General features: G+C 74.2%; 14 protein-coding genes and 1 pseudogene. 10 read left to right on the forward strand and 5 right to left on the reverse strand.

The genetic code is table 11. The annotated features are described in order from the left end of the window. The 5 genes from EAO70_RS33125 to EAO70_RS33145 form a co-directional block, all read left to right on the forward strand. Window positions 1–994, forward strand: a 994-nt coding sequence (locus EAO70_RS33125; RefSeq protein WP_148006654.1) for a MiaB/RimO family radical SAM methylthiotransferase, incomplete at its 5' end; no start/stop codon positions are given. Then, window positions 991–1,668: a CDP-diacylglycerol--glycerol-3-phosphate 3-phosphatidyltransferase gene (pgsA, locus tag EAO70_RS33130; RefSeq protein WP_148006653.1), complete on the forward strand. Its 678-nt coding sequence runs from the start codon at window positions 991–993 to the stop codon at window positions 1,666–1,668. The genes EAO70_RS33125 and pgsA, both read left to right, overlap by 4 nt. Next, complete coding sequence (locus tag EAO70_RS33135; protein WP_148006441.1) at window positions 1,665–2,186, forward strand: CinA family protein; 522 nt, start codon at window positions 1,665–1,667, stop codon at window positions 2,184–2,186. Before pgsA ends, EAO70_RS33135 begins: the two co-directional genes overlap by 4 nt. A gap of 109 nt (window positions 2,187–2,295) precedes the next feature. Further along, complete coding sequence (locus tag EAO70_RS33140; protein ID WP_148006442.1) at window positions 2,296–2,679, forward strand: helix-turn-helix domain-containing protein; 384 nt, start codon at window positions 2,296–2,298, stop codon at window positions 2,677–2,679. A 265-nt stretch (window positions 2,680–2,944) separates the two neighbouring features. Next, complete coding sequence (locus tag EAO70_RS33145; protein WP_187284124.1) at window positions 2,945–3,214, forward strand: hypothetical protein; 270 nt, start codon at window positions 2,945–2,947, stop codon at window positions 3,212–3,214. On the opposite strand, the gene EAO70_RS33150 is transcribed toward EAO70_RS33145, so the two are convergent. The 3 genes from EAO70_RS33150 to EAO70_RS33160 form a co-directional block, all read right to left on the reverse strand. Next, complete coding sequence (locus EAO70_RS33150) at window positions 3,162–4,055, reverse strand: SDR family NAD(P)-dependent oxidoreductase (RefSeq protein ID WP_261993151.1); 894 nt, start codon at window positions 4,053–4,055, stop codon at window positions 3,162–3,164. The genes EAO70_RS33145 and EAO70_RS33150 overlap by 53 nt on opposite strands. Window positions 4,056–4,087: 32 nt before the next feature. After that, window positions 4,088–4,900, reverse strand: coding sequence for a DNA-formamidopyrimidine glycosylase family protein (locus tag EAO70_RS33155; protein WP_148006443.1), 813 nt, complete (start codon window positions 4,898–4,900; stop codon window positions 4,088–4,090). 103 nt (window positions 4,901–5,003) lie between these two features. Continuing rightward, window positions 5,004–9,653, reverse strand: coding sequence for a DEAD/DEAH box helicase (locus EAO70_RS33160; RefSeq protein WP_148006444.1), 4,650 nt, complete (start codon window positions 9,651–9,653; stop codon window positions 5,004–5,006). A 111-nt stretch (window positions 9,654–9,764) separates the two neighbouring features. On the opposite strand from EAO70_RS33160, the gene EAO70_RS33165 reads away from it, so the two are divergent. Genes EAO70_RS33165 through EAO70_RS33175 form a run of 3 tightly spaced genes read left to right on the forward strand, consistent with a single transcriptional unit; the run spans window position 9,765 to window position 11,666 of the window. Beyond that, window positions 9,765–10,610: an AraC family transcriptional regulator gene (locus EAO70_RS33165; RefSeq protein ID WP_148006445.1), complete on the forward strand. Its 846-nt coding sequence runs from the start codon at window positions 9,765–9,767 to the stop codon at window positions 10,608–10,610. 10 nt (window positions 10,611–10,620) lie between these two features. Beyond that, window positions 10,621–11,361, forward strand: coding sequence for an AzlC family ABC transporter permease (locus EAO70_RS33170; protein WP_148006446.1), 741 nt, complete (start codon window positions 10,621–10,623; stop codon window positions 11,359–11,361). Next, a complete protein-coding gene (locus EAO70_RS33175; RefSeq protein WP_148006447.1) occupies window positions 11,358–11,666 on the forward strand; it encodes an AzlD domain-containing protein in 309 nt (102 codons plus the stop codon). The genes EAO70_RS33170 and EAO70_RS33175 overlap by 4 nt, the downstream gene beginning before the upstream one ends. A 29-nt stretch (window positions 11,667–11,695) precedes the next feature. Here the strand turns inward: EAO70_RS33175 and EAO70_RS33180 are convergent, their stop codons facing one another. Continuing rightward, complete coding sequence (locus EAO70_RS33180; protein WP_148006448.1) at window positions 11,696–12,625, reverse strand: hypothetical protein; 930 nt, start codon at window positions 12,623–12,625, stop codon at window positions 11,696–11,698. Between the two features lie 79 nt (window positions 12,626–12,704). Here EAO70_RS33180 and EAO70_RS33185 point away from each other — a divergent pair, with 79 nt between their 5' ends. Both EAO70_RS33185 and EAO70_RS33190 read left to right on the forward strand, forming a co-directional pair. Continuing rightward, window positions 12,705–12,899, forward strand: coding sequence for a DUF3046 domain-containing protein (locus tag EAO70_RS33185; protein WP_148006449.1), 195 nt, complete (start codon window positions 12,705–12,707; stop codon window positions 12,897–12,899). A gap of 357 nt (window positions 12,900–13,256) precedes the next feature. After that, complete coding sequence (locus EAO70_RS33190; protein ID WP_148006656.1) at window positions 13,257–14,402, forward strand: AI-2E family transporter; 1,146 nt, start codon at window positions 13,257–13,259, stop codon at window positions 14,400–14,402. 108 nt (window positions 14,403–14,510) lie between these two features. Here EAO70_RS33190 and EAO70_RS33195 read toward each other — a convergent pair. Next, window positions 14,511–15,164 (reverse strand): annotated as a pseudogene (locus EAO70_RS33195) (cytochrome d ubiquinol oxidase subunit II); the annotation flags it as partial. Between the last annotated feature and the right edge of the window lie 27 nt (window positions 15,165–15,191).

A 15,191-nucleotide genomic window follows, 5' to 3' on the forward strand; every position in this document is an offset into this window, starting at 1 on the left:
GTCCAGGCGCCGGCGGAGCGGGGCGCCCGCCTCCGGGCCGCGCGCCCCGCTCCGCCGGCGCCTGGACACCAGCCCCGTCGCCTCCGTGAAGCTCGCCTCCGGCTGCGACCGCCGCTGCTCCTTCTGCGCCATCCCCTCCTTCCGCGGCTCGTTCGTCTCGCGCCGTCCCTCGGACGTGCTGAACGAGACGCGCTGGCTCGCCGAGCAGGGGGTGAAGGAGGTCATGCTGGTCTCCGAGAACAACACCTCGTACGGCAAGGACCTCGGCGACATCCGGCTCCTGGAGAGCCTGCTCCCCGAGCTCGCCGCCGTCGACGGCATCGAGCGCGTCCGCGTCAGCTACCTCCAGCCCGCCGAGATGCGCCCCGGTCTGATCGACGTCCTCACGTCGACCGACAAGGTCGTCCCGTACTTCGACCTGTCGTTCCAGCACAGCGCCCCCGACGTGCTGCGAGCCATGCGCCGCTTCGGCGACACCGACCGCTTCCTGGAGCTTCTGGAGACCATCCGGTCCAAGGCCCCCACCGCGGGTGCCCGCTCCAACTTCATCGTCGGCTTCCCCGGCGAGACCGAGGCCGACTTCGCCGAGCTGGAACGCTTCGTCACCCACGCGCGGCTCGACGCCATCGGTGTCTTCGGCTACTCCGACGAGGACGGCACCGAGGCCGCCTCCTACGAGGGCAAGCTCGACCAGGACGTCGTCGACGCGCGCCTCGCCCACCTCTCCCGGCTCGCCGAGGAGCTCACCGCGCAGCGCGCGGAGGAGCGGATCGGGGAGACCCTGGAGGTACTGGTCGAGTCCGTGGACGACGAGGACGGCGTCATCGGCCGCGCCGCGCACCAGGCGCCCGAGACCGACGGGCAGGTGGTCCTCACCACGGCCGCCGGAACGAGCCCGGACGTCACTCCGGGCCGTATGGTCGTGGCGAAGGTCGTCGGCACGGAGGGCGTCGACCTGGTGGCCGAGTGTCTTTTCGAGGAGGCAGCCAGATGACCGGAGTCCCGGCATCCGCGACGGGCGGGACCGGTAGGCCGGCGCCCCGCGGCAAGCTGGGCACGGCGGCCGTCAACCAGGCCAGTCTGTGGAACATCGCCAACATCCTGACCATGATCCGGCTCGTGCTCGTGCCGGCCTTCGTGCTGCTGCTCTTCCAGGACGGCGGTCACGACCCCGCCTGGCGGGCCTGGGCCTGGGCCGCCTTCGCCGTCGCCATGATCACGGACGTCTTCGACGGGCACCTCGCCCGCGCGTACAACCTGGTCACGGACTTCGGGAAGATCGCCGACCCGATCGCCGACAAGGCGATCATGGCGGCGGGACTGGTCTCGCTGTCCCTGCTCGGCGACCTGCCCTGGTGGGTCACGGGCGTGATCCTCGCCCGTGAGCTGGGGATCACCCTCATGCGGTTCTGGGTGATCCGCCACGGGGTCATCCCCGCCAGCCGCGGCGGCAAGATGAAGACGCTCGCCCAGGGCACGGCGGTCGGCATGTACGTGCTGATGCTCACCGGCCCGCTCGCCACCCTCCGCTTCTGGGTGATGGCGCTGGCCGTCGTGCTGACGGTCGTCACCGGTCTGGACTACGTCCGCCAGGCGGTCATGCTCCGCCGCCAGGGGCTCGCCGCCGAGCGGGCGGCCGCCACGGTGTCGGAGGCGGCGACGCGATGACCGAGGCCGCCCGGGTGCTGGCGCTGCTCGCGGAGCGTGGTCACACGCTGGCCGCGGCGGAGTCGCTCACGGGTGGACTCGTGGCCGCGGAGCTGACCGGAGTCCCCGGGGCCTCGGTGTCCTTCCGGGGGTCGGTCACGGCCTACGCCACGGCCCTCAAGCAGCAGCTGCTCGGCGTCGACGCGGGCCTGCTCGCCGAGTGCGGAGCGGTGGATCCGGAGGTCGCACTGCAGATGGCGGCCGGTGTGCGGGACCGGCTCGGCGCCGACTGGGGGATCTCCACGACCGGGGTCGCGGGACCCGATCCGCAGGACGGGCAGCCGGTCGGCACCGTCTACGTGGCGGTCGCGGGACCCGCCACGACGGGCGCCCGGGCCGGGAAAGTGGTCTCGTTGAGGTTGAACGGGGACCGTGCGGAAATCCGTAGAGAGAGCGTACGGAGCGTGCTGGAACTGCTCCATGAGGAACTCTCGGGAAATGCGCGGGCACAGGATACGGAACAGAACGGGGGGAATTGATGTTTGCAGCCCTGAGTGAACACGACATCGCTCCCCGCACGGCCGCAGCGCGAGGCGGTACGGTGGGGCGTGAAGGATGCGGCTACGCGGTCCGAGGAGGGAGCCACCGATGATTCTGCTCCGTCGCCTGTTGGGTGACGTGCTGCGTCGGCAGCGCCAGCGCCAAGGCCGTACTCTGCGCGAAGTCTCCTCGTCCGCCCGAGTCTCGCTCGGCTATCTCTCCGAGGTGGAGCGGGGGCAGAAGGAGGCTTCCTCCGAACTGCTCTCCGCGATCTGCGACGCGCTGGACGTACGGATGTCCGAGCTCATGCGTGAAGTGAGCGACGAGCTGTCACTGGCCGAACTGGCCGCGTCGGCAGCGGCGAGCGCACCGGTGCCGACGCCGGTACGCCCGATGCTCAATTCGGTGTCGGTGACGTCGGTGGGCCGCGTGCCCACCGAGCGGGTGACCATCAAGGCGCCCGCGGAAGCGGTCGACGTGGTCGCCGCCTAGTCGTCGCCGTTCGAAGCGATACGGGTTCAGCCCCGGTCGGTGCCCCATGGGTGCAGGCCGGGGCTTTCCGCGTGGTGGGGACTTGCCGCCGGGTCGGGGCCTTGCCGCTCGGGGAGGCCTGCGGCTCTTGTCTGAGATGCCGGGTTCCGGTGCCTCGTGCATGGTGGGGGGAACGCACGACTCGGCCCAGTGCGCCGGGTCTGCCCCCGGTGCGCCCTCCCGCAGGGTGATCCTGCCGGTCTAGCGTCGACGGCAGGAGGCGGCCATGGTACGGCGACGGATGCCTCCGGCCACGCTCGCGCTGGTCGCGATCGGGCTGGTGGCCGGGGGGCTCTGGTGGTGGGCGGTGCTGCGCCTGCTCCTGATGCCCGCGGAGGCCGGCACGGTCGAGGGGGCGGTGGCCGCCGGAGGCTGGGGGCTGAGCCTGCTGCCGGTGCACGTGGCCGCGTCGTCGGGGCGGCCGGGGGTGCTGGCCCGGCGGATCACCAGGGCATCGCGACGCCGCCGTTGGGGCGCAGGATCTGGCCTGTCGTGAAGGCCGAGGCGTCGGAGGCGAGGTGCAGGACGGCGTGCGCGATGTCCTGGGCCTCCCCGACCCGGCCCAGCGGTGAGTGGCGGATCATCGCCGCCTCCGCCTGTTCCTGCGCGGCCGGCTCGTGCCGGTCCGTCATCGGGGTGCGGATCCAGCCCGGGGCGACCGCGTTGACCCGGATGCCGTGCCGGCCCGCCTCCGTCGCCAGCGTCTTCGTGAGCTGCACCACGGCCGCCTTGGTGACGCTGTAGCAGAGCAGGCCCGGGCTCGCGGTGTCCATCGCGCCCGAGGCCATCGTGACGATCGACCCCGGGACGCCCGCCGCGATCATCGAGCCGGCCGCCTCCTGGCAGGCGTAGAGCACGCCCTTGAAGTTGACCGCGAGCACCCGGTCCAGATCCTCCTCGCGGGTCTCCAGGACCGAGCTCGTGTGCATGATCCCCGCGACGGCGGCCATCACGTGGAGGGGGCCCGCCGCGCGGACGGCGGCGGCGAGCGCGGCACGGTCGGTGACGTCCAGGGGGTGGGAGTGGGCGGTACCGCCCTCGCGGGAGACCAGCGAGACGGTCTTCCGGAGGCCGGGCTCGTCGCGGTCCGCGGCGTGCACGGTGGCGCCCGCCTGGGCGAGGAGGACGGCGGTGGCGCGGCCGATGCCGCTCGCGGCGCCGGTGACGAAGGCGGTGCGGCCGGTGAGGTCGTAGGCGAGGAGGCGGGGTGGGCCGGTCCTCGCGTCGACCGCCGCGGTGGTTTCGCCGGTCGGTCCGGTGGCGGTGCGGGTCGGTCCGGTCGCTCTCGTCTCCCCGGGTGCGTGCGGCGGGTGCGGGGTGTGCGCCGTGTCCGTCATGGTCGGACCGTACGACCGGATCTGACGGGTCGTCAATTGTTGGGAGGGGTCTCGTTGGACGGACCCCGCTGGCAGCCGGGACACCAGTACGTGACCCGGTCGCCGAGTTCCGCCTTGCGGATCGGGGTTCCGCAGCGGAGGCAGGAGTGACCGCCGCGGCCGTAGACGTGCAGGCGGGTGCCCGGGCGGCGGGTGGTGGTACGGCGGTCGGGGTGGTCCTTGTTCGCCTCCAGGAGGCGGTGGGCCGTCGCCACCAGCCGGGCCGGGACGTCGGCGGCGAGGTCGCCGACGGGGAGCCAGGGGGTCACCCCGGCCAGGAAGGCCAGCTCCGACTTGTACACGTTGCCGATCCCGGCCAGGTTCCGCTGGTCCAGCAGCGCCTCGCCGAGCGTGCGGGCGGGGTCCGCCGTCAGCCGCCGGGTCGCCTCCTCGGCGGCCGGGGCGCCCCAGTCGGGTCCGAGCAGGTCCGGCCCCAGATGGCCCACCACGTCCGGCTCGTCCGCGGTGCGGATCAGCTCCAGGACCGGCAGGCGGTAGCCGTACGCGGTCTGCTCGGTGTTCCCGAGGATCGCGCGGATCTGGTGGTCGGGGCCGCCGCGCGGGCGCTCCCCGGTGGCGTACACGCGCCAGGCGCCGTCCATCCGCAGATGGGAGTGGAGGGTGAGGCCCCCCTCGATGCGGGTGAGCAGGTGCTTGCCCCGGGAGGTGACGTCGAGGAGCGTGCGGTCGGTCAGGTCGGCGGTCGCGAAGCGGGGGACCCGGAGGTCCGCGCGCGTCAGCCGCCGGCCCGCCAGCGCGGTGTGGAGGCGGCGGGCGGCCTGCCAGATGGTGTCTCCTTCGGGCATTCCTCCATGATGCCGGGTGGGCGGCGTCCTGTGCGGGGGCGCCGCCCTTCGCGGGACCGGTCCTCCCACACAGACATCTCGCGGCCCGTGCGGCCGTGGTCGTTCAGGCGCGGAGGCGGAGGCCTCTCGGGGTGGCGACGAAGCCCGCCTTCTCCAGGGGGCCGGCCAGCGGGGACGTCAGGGACGTCGCGCCGTTGACGCGCTCCACCGTGACCGTGCCCAGGGTGCCCGACTTCGCGGCCGCCGCCAGGGCCTCCGCGGCGGCCTTCAGCGCCGGGTCGTCCGGCTCCGTACGCCAGGACAGGAGGGTCTTGCCGCCCCGCTCCATGTAGAGCGCCAGCTCGCCGTCGACCAGGACCACCAGCGCGCCTGCCTTGCGCCCGGGCTTGTGGCCCGCGCCCGTCGGGGGCTCGGGCCAGGACAGGGCCGCCCCGTAGGCGTTCGCCGGGTCCGCCGCCGCAAGGACCAGCGCGCGCGGGCCCGCCGCGGCCTCCGCGCCGCGGTCCCTGGCCGTCGCGGCGGCCCGGAGCCGGTCCACCGCCCCGTCCATCGCGAACTGGGCCGCGCCGAGGCCCTCGACCACATAGCCCCGCCGGGCCTGCCCGCTGTCCTCGAAGGCCGCCAGGATCCGGTAGGTGGCGGAGAAGCCGCCCTCCACCCCCTCGGCCGCCACCGCGCCCCGGGTGACCACCCCGTGCCGGTCGAGGAGCGTGCGGGCGAGGGCGTGCGCCCGATGGGTGGGCTCCGGCTCCGGCGGGGGGAGCAGGGACCAGCGGCCGGAGACCGTGGGCGGGCCGGTGCGGGTCGTCGGACGGGCGGCCGCGGACAGCGACCCGAACCGGCCGCGCGGGACCGTGCGGCGCGCGCGATGGGCGGTGGACCCGGCCGTACGGCCCGAGCCGAGGAGCGAGCGCAGCGGGGCCAGGGTGTCGTTGGTCAGCCGGCCGGACCAGGCCAGGTCCCACAGGGCGTCCGCCAGCTGCGGATCGGTGGCGTCCGGGTGGGTGGTGGCCCGGATCTGGTCGGCGATCTGCCGGAAGAACAGGCCGTACCCGCCGGAGAGGGTGGTGAGCACCGACTCGTGCAGGGCGGACAGCTCCAGCGGGTGGGGCTGCGGGAGGAGCAGCGGGGCCGCGTCCGCCAGGTAGAGCGAGACCCAGCCGTCCTTGCCGGGCAGCGCCCCGGCCCCCGCCCAGACCACCTCGCCGGTGGTCGTCAGTTCGTCGAGGAGCGCCGGGGAGTAGTCGCGGACCCGGGACGGCAGGATCAGCTTCTCCAGCGCCGACGCGGGCACGGGCGCGCCCTGGAGCTGCTCGATCGCGCGGGCGAGGCCGTCGATGCCGCGCAGGCTGTTGCTCCCCAGGTGCTGCCACTGCGGCAGGAAGGTGGCGAGCGCCGCCGGCGGCACCGGCTCCAGCTCGTGGCGGAGCGCGGCGAGGGAGCGGCGGCGCAGCCGGCGCAGGACGGTGGCGTCGCACCACTCCTGGCCGATGCCGGAGGGGTGGAACTCGCCCTGGACGACGCGGCCCGAGGCGGCGAGCCGCTGGAGGGCGCCGTCGGTGACGGCCGCGCCCAGGCCGAAGCGGGTGGCGGCCCGGGAGGAGGTGAACGGGCCGTGCGTCCGCGCGTACCGGGCGAGGAGGTCGCCCAGCGGGTCCTTGACCGGTTCGGTGAAGGCCTCCGGTACGCCGACGGGCAGGGCGGTGCCCAGGGCGTCGCGGAGCCTGCCCGCGTCCTCGACGGCCGCCCAGTGCTCCCGGCCCCCGATCCGCACCCGGATCGCCCGGCGGGCGGTCCCGAGCCCGGGCGCCCAGTCGGTCTCGGCGCCGCGCTCGGCCAGTTCGTCGTCGGTCAGCGGTCCCAGGACCCGCAGGAGGTCGGCGACCCCCTCGGCGTCCTTGACGCGGCGGTCGTCCGTCAGCCACTGGAGCTCCTGCTCCAGCTCCGTCAGGACGTCGGCGTCCAGGAGCTCGCGCAGCTCCGCCTGGCCGAGCAGCTCGGCGAGCAGCCGGGAGTCCAGGGAGAGCGCGGCCGCCCGCCGCTCGGCGAGCGGCGAGTCGCCCTCGTACAGGAACTGCGCCACGTAGCCGAAGAGGAGCGAGCGGGCGAAGGGGGACGGCTCGGGTGTGGTGACCTCGACCAGGCGGACCCGGCGGGCCTCGATGTCGCCCATCAGCTCCGTCAGACCGGGTAGGTCGAAGACGTCCTGGAGGCATTCGCGGACGGCCTCCAGGACGATCGGGAAGGAGCCGAACTCGCTGGCCACCTGGAGGAGCTGGGCGGCGCGCTGCCGCTGCTGCCAGAGCGGGGTGCGCTTGCCGGGGTTGCGCTTGGGCAGCAGCAGGGCGCGCGCGGCGCACTCGCGGAAGCGGGACGCGAACAGCGCCGAGCCGCCCACCTGGTCGGTGACGATCTGGCCGATCTCGCCCTTGTCGAAGAGGGCGTCGGCCGCGCCGACCGGTGCCTTGTCGGCGTCGAAGGTCGTGTCGAGGTGCCGTCCGGGGTCGACCGGTTCGTGGTCGAGGAGGTCCAGGCCCATGTCCAGGCCCATCAGGTCCGCGTCCGGCAGGCGCAGCACGATGCCGTCGTCCGCGTGCATCACCTGCGCGTCCATGCCGTACCGCTCGGCGAGCCGGGCGCCGAGCGCCAGCGCCCACGGGGCGTGCACCTGGGCGCCGAACGGGGAGTGGATGACGACCCGCCAGTCCCCGAGCTCGTCCCGGAAGCGCTCGACCAGGATCGTCCGGTCGTCGGGCACGTGGCCGCAGGCCTCGCGCTGCTCCTTGAGGTAGGCCACGACGTTCTCCGCGGCCCAGGCGTCCAGGCCGGCGGTGAGCAGCCGCAGCCGCGCGTCCTCGTCGGAGAGCGCGCCGACCTCGCGGAGGAACGCGCCGACCGCCCGGCCCAGTTCGAGCGGGCGGCCCAGCTGGTCGCCCTTCCAGAACGGCAGCCTGCCCGGCACGCCGGGCGCCGGGGTGACGAGCACCCGGTCCCGGGTGATGTCCTGGATCCGCCACGAGGTGGTGCCGAGGGTGAACACGTCGCCGACCCGGGACTCGTACACCATCTCCTCGTCGAGCTCCCCGACCCTGCCCCCGCCCTTCTTGGGGTCCGAGCCGACGAGGAACACGCCGAAGAGGCCCCGGTCGGGGATCGTGCCGCCGGAGGTGACGGCGAGCCGCTGCGCCCCCGGCCGGCCCGTGACCGTGCCCGCGACCCGGTCCCAGACCACGCGCGGGCGCAGCTCGGCGAAGGCGTCCGACGGGTAGCGGCCGGCGAGCATGTCGAGCACGCCGGTGAACGCCGACTCGGGCAGCGAGGAGAACGGCGCCGCCCGGCGCACCAGCGCGAGCAGGTCGTCCACCTGCCAGGTGTCGAGCGCCACGAGGGCCACCAGCTGCTGGGCGAGGACGTCCAGCGGGTTGGCGGGGATGCGCATCGACTCGATCGCGCCCGAACGCATCCGCTCGGTGACCACGGCGGCCTGCACCAGGTCGCCCCGGTACTTGGGGAACACCACGCCCGTCGACACCGCGCCGACCTGGTGGCCTGCCCGGCCCACGCGCTGGAGCCCGGAGGCCACCGAGGGCGGCGACTCGACCTGCACCACCAGGTCGACCGCGCCCATGTCGATGCCCAGCTCCAGGCTGGACGTGGCCACCACGGCGGGCAGCCGGCCGGCCTTCAGGTCCTCCTCCACCTGGGACCGCTGCTCCTTCGACACCGAGCCGTGGTGGGCCCGGGCGAGCAGCGGCGGGGCGCCGCCGGCCGCCCCGGACTGGGCCATGACCTCGGCGGGGGGCGCCCCTTCGGGGAGCGGCTCGCCGGTCTCCCGCTCGTACGCGATCTCGTTGAGCCGGTTGCACAGGCGCTCCGCGAGACGGCGGGAGTTGGCGAAGACGATGGTGGACCGGTGGGACTGGACGAGGTCGGCGATCCGCTCCTCGACCTGCGGCCAGATCGACGGCCTGTCACCGCCGTCCTTGCCCTCGGACGCGGGCGAGCCCCCCAGCTCGCCCATGTCCTCGACGGGGACGACGACGGAGAGGTCGAACTCCTTGCCCGAGGGCGGCTGCACGATCTCCACGGCGCGGCCCGGCGACAGGTACCGGGCCACCTCGTCCACCGGGCGGACCGTGGCCGACAGTCCGATCCTGCGCGCGGGCCGGGGCAGCAGTTCGTCGAGCCGCTCCAGGGAGAGCGCCAGGTGCGCGCCCCGCTTCGTGCCCGCGACCGCGTGGACCTCGTCGAGGATGACCGTCTCCACGCCCGTGAGGGCGTCCCGGGCGGCGGAGGTCAGCATCAGGAACAGCGACTCGGGCGTGGTGATCAGGATGTCCGGCGGCCGGGTCGCGAGGGCGCGGCGCTCGGCCGGCGGGGTGTCGCCGGAGCGGATCCCGACCCGGATGTCCGGCTCGGTCAGCCCGAGCCGGACCGACTCCTGCCGGATCCCGGTCAGCGGCGAGCGCAGGTTCCGCTCGACGTCCACGGCGAGGGCCTTGAGCGGCGACACGTACAGCACGCGGCAGCGCTTCTTCGGCTCGGCCGGCGGCGGCGCGGAGGCGAGACGGTCCAGGGCGGCGAGGAAGGCGGCCAGGGTCTTGCCCGAGCCCGTCGGAGCGACCACGAGCACGTCGGAGCCCGCCCCGATGGCCCTCCAGGCGCCCTCCTGCGCCGCCGTGGGCGCCGTGAAGGCCCCGCCGAACCAGCCGCGGGTCGCGGGGGAGAACGAGTCGAGCGCGGACCTGACCATGCCCCCCATCGTGCACCCCGGCACTGACAACCGCCCGGACCTGGGGATATCCGGGCCCGCGTTTTCCCGTGCGGCCCGGCGACGGTTCCGGCGCTGGCGCAGAATGGAGGCATGGCGAGTGGGGAGCGGGCACGGTACTGGCAGTACTCCGAGCTGCCCGGGGTCGACCTGCTGCACGCCCACTACATCCGGAAGGCCTTCGCCCGGCACACCCACGAGAGCTTCGTCTTCGCCGCGATCACCGAGGGCGTCGAGGCCTTCCACTACCGCGACGACCTCGTCCACGCGGGTCCCGGCCAGATCGCCCTGGTGAACCCCGACACCCCGCACACCGGGCACGCGGGCGTGCCCGAGGGCTGGACCTACCGGACGATCTACCCCGACGCCGGGATCGTGCGGTCCATCGCCGCCGACACCCTCGCTCTGCGCGGCTCGGTCGGATTCACCACGCCCGTCGTGGACGACCCGGAGGCGGCCCGGCTCGTCATCGGCGTCCACCGGGCCGCCGAGGAGGGCAACGCGCTCGCCGCCGACAGCCTGCTCCGGCTCGTCACCGCCCGGATGCTGCGCAGCCACGGCGGGATCGTCAGCCCGCTCCCGCCGCGCTCGGCCGGGGCCCGGAACGCGGCACGCGCGCGTGCCGTCCTGCAGGACCACATGATCGCGCCGCCCACCCTGGAGCGGCTCGCCACGGACCTCGACACCAGCCCCTTCGCCCTGCTGCGCGCCTTCCGGGACACGTACGGCATGCCGCCGCACACCTGGCTGACCGACGCGCGCGTGCGCCGGGCCCGGCAGCTGCTCGACACGGGGACGCCGCCGGCGGAGGCGGCCGCGGCCGTCGGCTTCACCGACCAGTCGCACCTCAACCGGCACTTCACCCGCAGCGTCGGCGTTCCGCCGGGCGCCTACCAGCGCGCAAGAACGTACAAGACCGGGCCACCGCGACTCCCGTAGCGTCCCCGACGTGGCAGAACAGACAGCACCTCCCGTCATACGCGACGGCGCACCGGCCAAACCCGACGTCGCGGTCGTCCGCGACGCGCTCGGGGTCGGCGTCGCCGTCGGGCTCTCCGGCTTCGCCTTCGGCGTGACCTCCGCAGGCGCCGGCCTCAGCGTCCTTCAGACCTGCGTCCTCAGCCTGCTCGTCTTCACCGGCGCCTCGCAGTTCGCCCTGGTCGGAGCCCTGGCGGCAGGCGGCAACCCCTTCACGGCCGCCGCCGGGGCCTTCTTCCTCGGCACCCGGAACGCCTTCTACGGGCTACGGCTCTCCCAGCTCCTCGCCCTGCCGAAGGCCGTACGGCCGTTCGCCGCGCACTGGGTGATCGACGAGACCGCCGCCGTCTCCCTCGCCCAGCCGACCCGCCGGGCCGCCCGCATCGGCTTCACCGCCACCGGACTCACGCTGTACGTCCTGTGGAACGTCACCACCCTGCTCGGGGCGCTCGGCGCCGAGGCCATCGGCGACACCGCGGCCTGGGGGCTCGACGCGGCGGGACCCGCGGTCTTCCTCGCCCTGCTCGCCCCCATGCTGAAGTCCGCGACCGAGCGGGCCACGGCCGGGATCGCCGTCCTGGTCGGCCTCGGGCTGCTGCCCGTCCTCCCGGCAGGCGTCCCGGTCCTCGCGGCGGCCCTCGCCGCGCCCCTGGTGCTCTGGTTCCGGGGCCGCCGGACCGCGCCCGCCGGACGAGAGAAGGACTCCCGATGAACGTGTGGATCGCGATCGCCCTGACCGCCGCCGGGTGCTACCTGGTGAAGCTGGTCGGCCTGCTCGTCCCCGCCGGCGCGCTGGAGCGGCCCCTCGTCCAGCGCCTCGCCGCCCTGCTCCCGGTGGCGCTGCTCGCCGCGCTGACCGCGCAGCAGACCTTCGGCACGGGTGGTGCCGTCGTCCTGGACGCCCGCGCCGCGGGCCTCGCCGCGGCGGCCGTCGCCCTCGTCCTGCGGGCGCCGTTCCTGGTCGTCGTGGGCGCGGCCGTCGCCGTCACCGCGGGGGTGCGGGCGCTCGGCTGGTGACCGGCGGGGCCCGTCCCGGCCCCTCGCCCTCAGTCGATCGGGCGGCCGTGGGCGCGGAGCGTGCGGAGGGCGTCGACCGTGACCATGGGGCGGCACTCCAGGTCCGTACCGGGGGCCCAGGTGCGCCAGCGGATCGGCCAGCCCCCGTCCTCCCGCTGGTCCGCCGCGAGCCGGTCGAGCGAGCGGGTCATCTCCTCCTCGGTGAACCAGCGGGTCGCCAGCGAGTCCGGCACGCGCGCGTAGTCGTGCGGGAAGTGCACCTCGCCCGGCGCGTAGCCGTCCGCCACCGGGTACTCCTCCTCCCGGTCCGGGTCCAGGACGGCGAGCCGCTGGTCCCGGACCAGCCGGCCGAGCCGGTCCGCGGCCGCCTCCGCACGCGCGCGGTCCGGGGCCCCGTCGAGGAAGGCGACGGCCGCCTGCACCTCGTACGGATGGGTCTTCTCCAGGGACTCCACCGCCGACCAGCAGAACTCGGTCGCCCGGAACAGCCACGCGTGCCACACCTGGTTGCGGTGCAGCACCCCGACCACCGGGCCGGTGGTGAGCAGGGCGCTCGGCGGGGCGTCGACGACCGGGACGAACGGCGCGGACGGGTAGGGGCGCTGCGACGGGTGGATCGCCGGGAGCGCGCCCTCGTGGGTCGACACGTCCGTGAGGTAGCGGCAGATCCGCTCCACGCGCAGCCCGCCGCAGCGGCCGATGGAGTCCAGCACGCGCAGCGCGTGCGCGGTGTGCAGGGGCTGGCTGACCGGCCCGCGGAGATCGGGTTCGAGGGCGTGGCCGTAGCCGCCGTCCTCGTTGAGGTACGCCGAGAGAGCGGTCTCCACCTGATCCGCGCCACCGCGCAGGAAGTGGTAGGCGAAGCGGCGCTGTTCCAGGACGCGGGCCGTCAGCCAGACGAAGTGCTCGGCACGGGCCAGGGGTGTCGCGGGCGGGGGCGAGAGTGGTTTTTCGGCCATGCTCCGACCGTAGGGCGGAACGTCGCGGTGACAAGGGCTACGGGGCGGGCTGCACTCTTGGGAGCGTGATACTGGGGTCATGCGGTTGACGATTTTCTGGGAACGGATGGCGGAGCACTTCGGTGCGTCCTACGCCGAGTCCTTCGCGCGGGACCACGTGATGGCCGAACTGGGCGGCCGTACGGTGCACGAGGCGCTGGACTCCGGCTGGGAGACGAAGGACGTGTGGCGGGCCGTCTGCACGGCCGTCGACATCCCCGCGGACAAACGCTGACCGGTCGCCGGAGCGGACGCGGGGGGTCCGGGGTGGAATGTCCGTGCCGTACGCGAGACTGACGGGGTGGCTCCTCCGACTGACGACACCGACGGCACAGACGGCTCCGATGGCATCGATGGGACCGACGGCACTGACCTGAACGCACCGAAGGGCTCGACCCGCGGGACCGGGCCGGACGCGGCGAGCGGCCCGGCCGGGCCTACGGGCTCGGCCGGACCTACGAGTTCGGCCGGGGCCGTCGCCTCGACCGGTTCCGCCGATCCCGCCGATCCCGCCGGTCCCGCCGCGTCCACGGCCTCGGCCGGCAGAGGTGACGGCGGCGCGGCGCCCGTGTCCATCGCCCAGGCGGCGCGGATGCCGCGGTGGCTGCCGCGCGCGCTCGTCCTGGCCCTCGCGCTCTACTCCGTCTTCCTCCTCGGCAGCTGGGCCTTCCACCAGCTCGTCGGCCTCCTCGTCAACATCCTGCTGGCCTTCTTCCTCGCCCTCGCCATCGAACCTGCGGTGGGGCGGATGGCGGCCCGCGGGATGCGCCGGGGACTCGCCACCTTCCTCGTCTTCTTCGCGGTCCTGATCTTCGGCGTCGGGTTCGTGGTCCTCCTGGGGTCGATGCTCGCCGGCCAGATCGTGGACATGGTCGAGAACTTCCCCCAGTACCTCGACTCGCTCATCAAGTGGATCAACCAGAGCTTCCACACCGACCTGTCGCGGGTCGAGGTCCAGGACAGCCTCCTGAGCTCGGACTGGCTCCAGAGGTACGTCCAGAACAGCGCGTCGGGCGTTCTCGACATCTCCGCCACCGTCCTCGGCGGCCTGTTCCGGCTCCTGACGATCTTCCTGTTCTCGTTCTACTTCGCGGCCGACGGACCCCGGCTGCGCCGCGCCCTCTGCTCGGTCCTGCCGCCCGCCCGCCAGGCGGAGGTGCTGCGGGCCTGGGAGATCGCGGTCGACAAGACCGGCGGCTACCTCTACTCGCGCGGGCTCATGGCCCTGATCTCCGGCATCGCGCACTTCGTGCTCTTCGAGATCCTCGACGTGCCGTACGCGCCCGCGCTCGCGGTCTGGGTCGGCCTGGTCTCCCAGTTCATCCCGACCATCGGCACCTATCTGGCCGGTGCGCTGCCGATGCTGATCGCCTTCACCGTGAACCCCTGGTACGCGCTGTGGGTGCTCGGCTTCGTGGTCGTCTACCAGCAGTTCGAGAACTACATGCTCCAGCCGAAGCTCACGTCGAAGACGGTGGACATCCACCCGGCGGTGGCCTTCGGCTCGGTCATCGCGGGCACGGCGCTGCTCGGCGCCGTCGGCGCCCTCATCGCCATCCCGGCCGTCGCCACGCTCCAGGCCTTCCTCGGCGCCTACGTGAAGCGGTACGACGTGACCGACGACCCGCGCGTGCACGGGCACCGGCGGTACGGGGAGGCCGTGGTCGCGCGCCTGCAGAAGGCCCTGCACCACAAGAAGGAGACCGGGCACGGGGAGGACCGGCCCGGGGATTCCTGAGGCGGCCGCGTCCCTCTCAGAGGTACGACGGTCCGGTGACCCGGCCACCAGCAGCGGCGTGACGACCAGCAGCGCGGGCACGAGCAGACCGAGCGTGCCGGGTGCCGCCGCCCGCTCGTCCAGCGGCAGCGCCGTGCCCGCCCAGAGCGTCAGCCCGCCCATCAGGACCGCGGTCAGGGCGAAGGGCTGCCAGGGGCGCCCGGAGCGCCCGACGAGCCTGCGGGCGCGCTCGTACGGCAGTCCCGTGAGGCGGAGCGTCGCGAAACCGAGCCCGTGCGCCGCGCACACCGTGGCCACCGCGAGCGCGGTCAGGAGGGCCGTGGCGCCGGTCGCCGGCGCGTCCGGCCGGCCGGTGAGCAGAGCGGCGAGCAGCCATCCCCAGGACAGCGCGACACCCCAGCTCCCGCAGGCCACGGCGGCGTCGCAGGCCGCGCGCCAGCGGGGGCCGGGCCCGCGGCCGCGGGACCAGAGGCCCGCGTCCCGGAGGATCCAGCCGGCCAGCAGGGCGACGACCACCGGGTACTGACCGCTGAGGAGTTCGCCTTCGAGGGCGGGGAAGCAGCCGACGAGGACGCCGGCGGTCGCCACGAGCCAGACCTCGTTGCCCAGGAAGAACGGGGCGAACGAGGCCAGGACGAGCCGCCGCTCGCGGTCGCTCCGGCCGAGCCAGGGCATGAGCATCCCGGTGCCGAGGTCCGCCCCGGCGAGGACGGACCAACCCGTCGCGAAGAAGGCGAGCAGGGCGATGGCCAGGGTCTCCACGGGGGGCTCCTCGGGCTTTCCTGGGGG

The organism is Streptomyces sp. adm13(2018), from assembly GCF_008042145.1.
GTDB lineage: Bacteria > Actinomycetota > Actinomycetes > Streptomycetales > Streptomycetaceae > Streptomyces.

Excerpts from the sequence above, each read along its gene's own strand:
- pgsA (WP_148006653.1), top strand. The coding sequence starts at position 991 with ATGACCGGAGTCCCGGCATCCGCGACGGGCGGGACCGGTAGGCCGGCG.
- EAO70_RS33135 (WP_148006441.1), top strand. The coding sequence starts at position 1,665 with ATGACCGAGGCCGCCCGGGTGCTGGCGCTGCTCGCGGAGCGTGGTCAC.
- EAO70_RS33140 (WP_148006442.1), top strand. The coding sequence starts at position 2,296 with ATGATTCTGCTCCGTCGCCTGTTGGGTGACGTGCTGCGTCGGCAGCGC.
- EAO70_RS33145 (WP_187284124.1), top strand. The coding sequence starts at position 2,945 with ATGGTACGGCGACGGATGCCTCCGGCCACGCTCGCGCTGGTCGCGATC.
- EAO70_RS33150 (WP_261993151.1), bottom strand. The coding sequence starts at position 4,055 with ATGACGGACACGGCGCACACCCCGCACCCGCCGCACGCACCCGGGGAG.
- EAO70_RS33155 (WP_148006443.1), bottom strand. The coding sequence starts at position 4,900 with ATGCCCGAAGGAGACACCATCTGGCAGGCCGCCCGCCGCCTCCACACC.
- EAO70_RS33160 (WP_148006444.1), bottom strand. The coding sequence starts at position 9,653 with ATGGTCAGGTCCGCGCTCGACTCGTTCTCCCCCGCGACCCGCGGCTGG.
- EAO70_RS33165 (WP_148006445.1), top strand. The coding sequence starts at position 9,765 with ATGGCGAGTGGGGAGCGGGCACGGTACTGGCAGTACTCCGAGCTGCCC.
- EAO70_RS33175 (WP_148006447.1), top strand. The coding sequence starts at position 11,358 with ATGAACGTGTGGATCGCGATCGCCCTGACCGCCGCCGGGTGCTACCTG.
- EAO70_RS33180 (WP_148006448.1), bottom strand. The coding sequence starts at position 12,625 with ATGGCCGAAAAACCACTCTCGCCCCCGCCCGCGACACCCCTGGCCCGT.
- EAO70_RS33185 (WP_148006449.1), top strand. The coding sequence starts at position 12,705 with ATGCGGTTGACGATTTTCTGGGAACGGATGGCGGAGCACTTCGGTGCG.
- EAO70_RS33190 (WP_148006656.1), top strand. The coding sequence starts at position 13,257 with ATGCCGCGGTGGCTGCCGCGCGCGCTCGTCCTGGCCCTCGCGCTCTAC.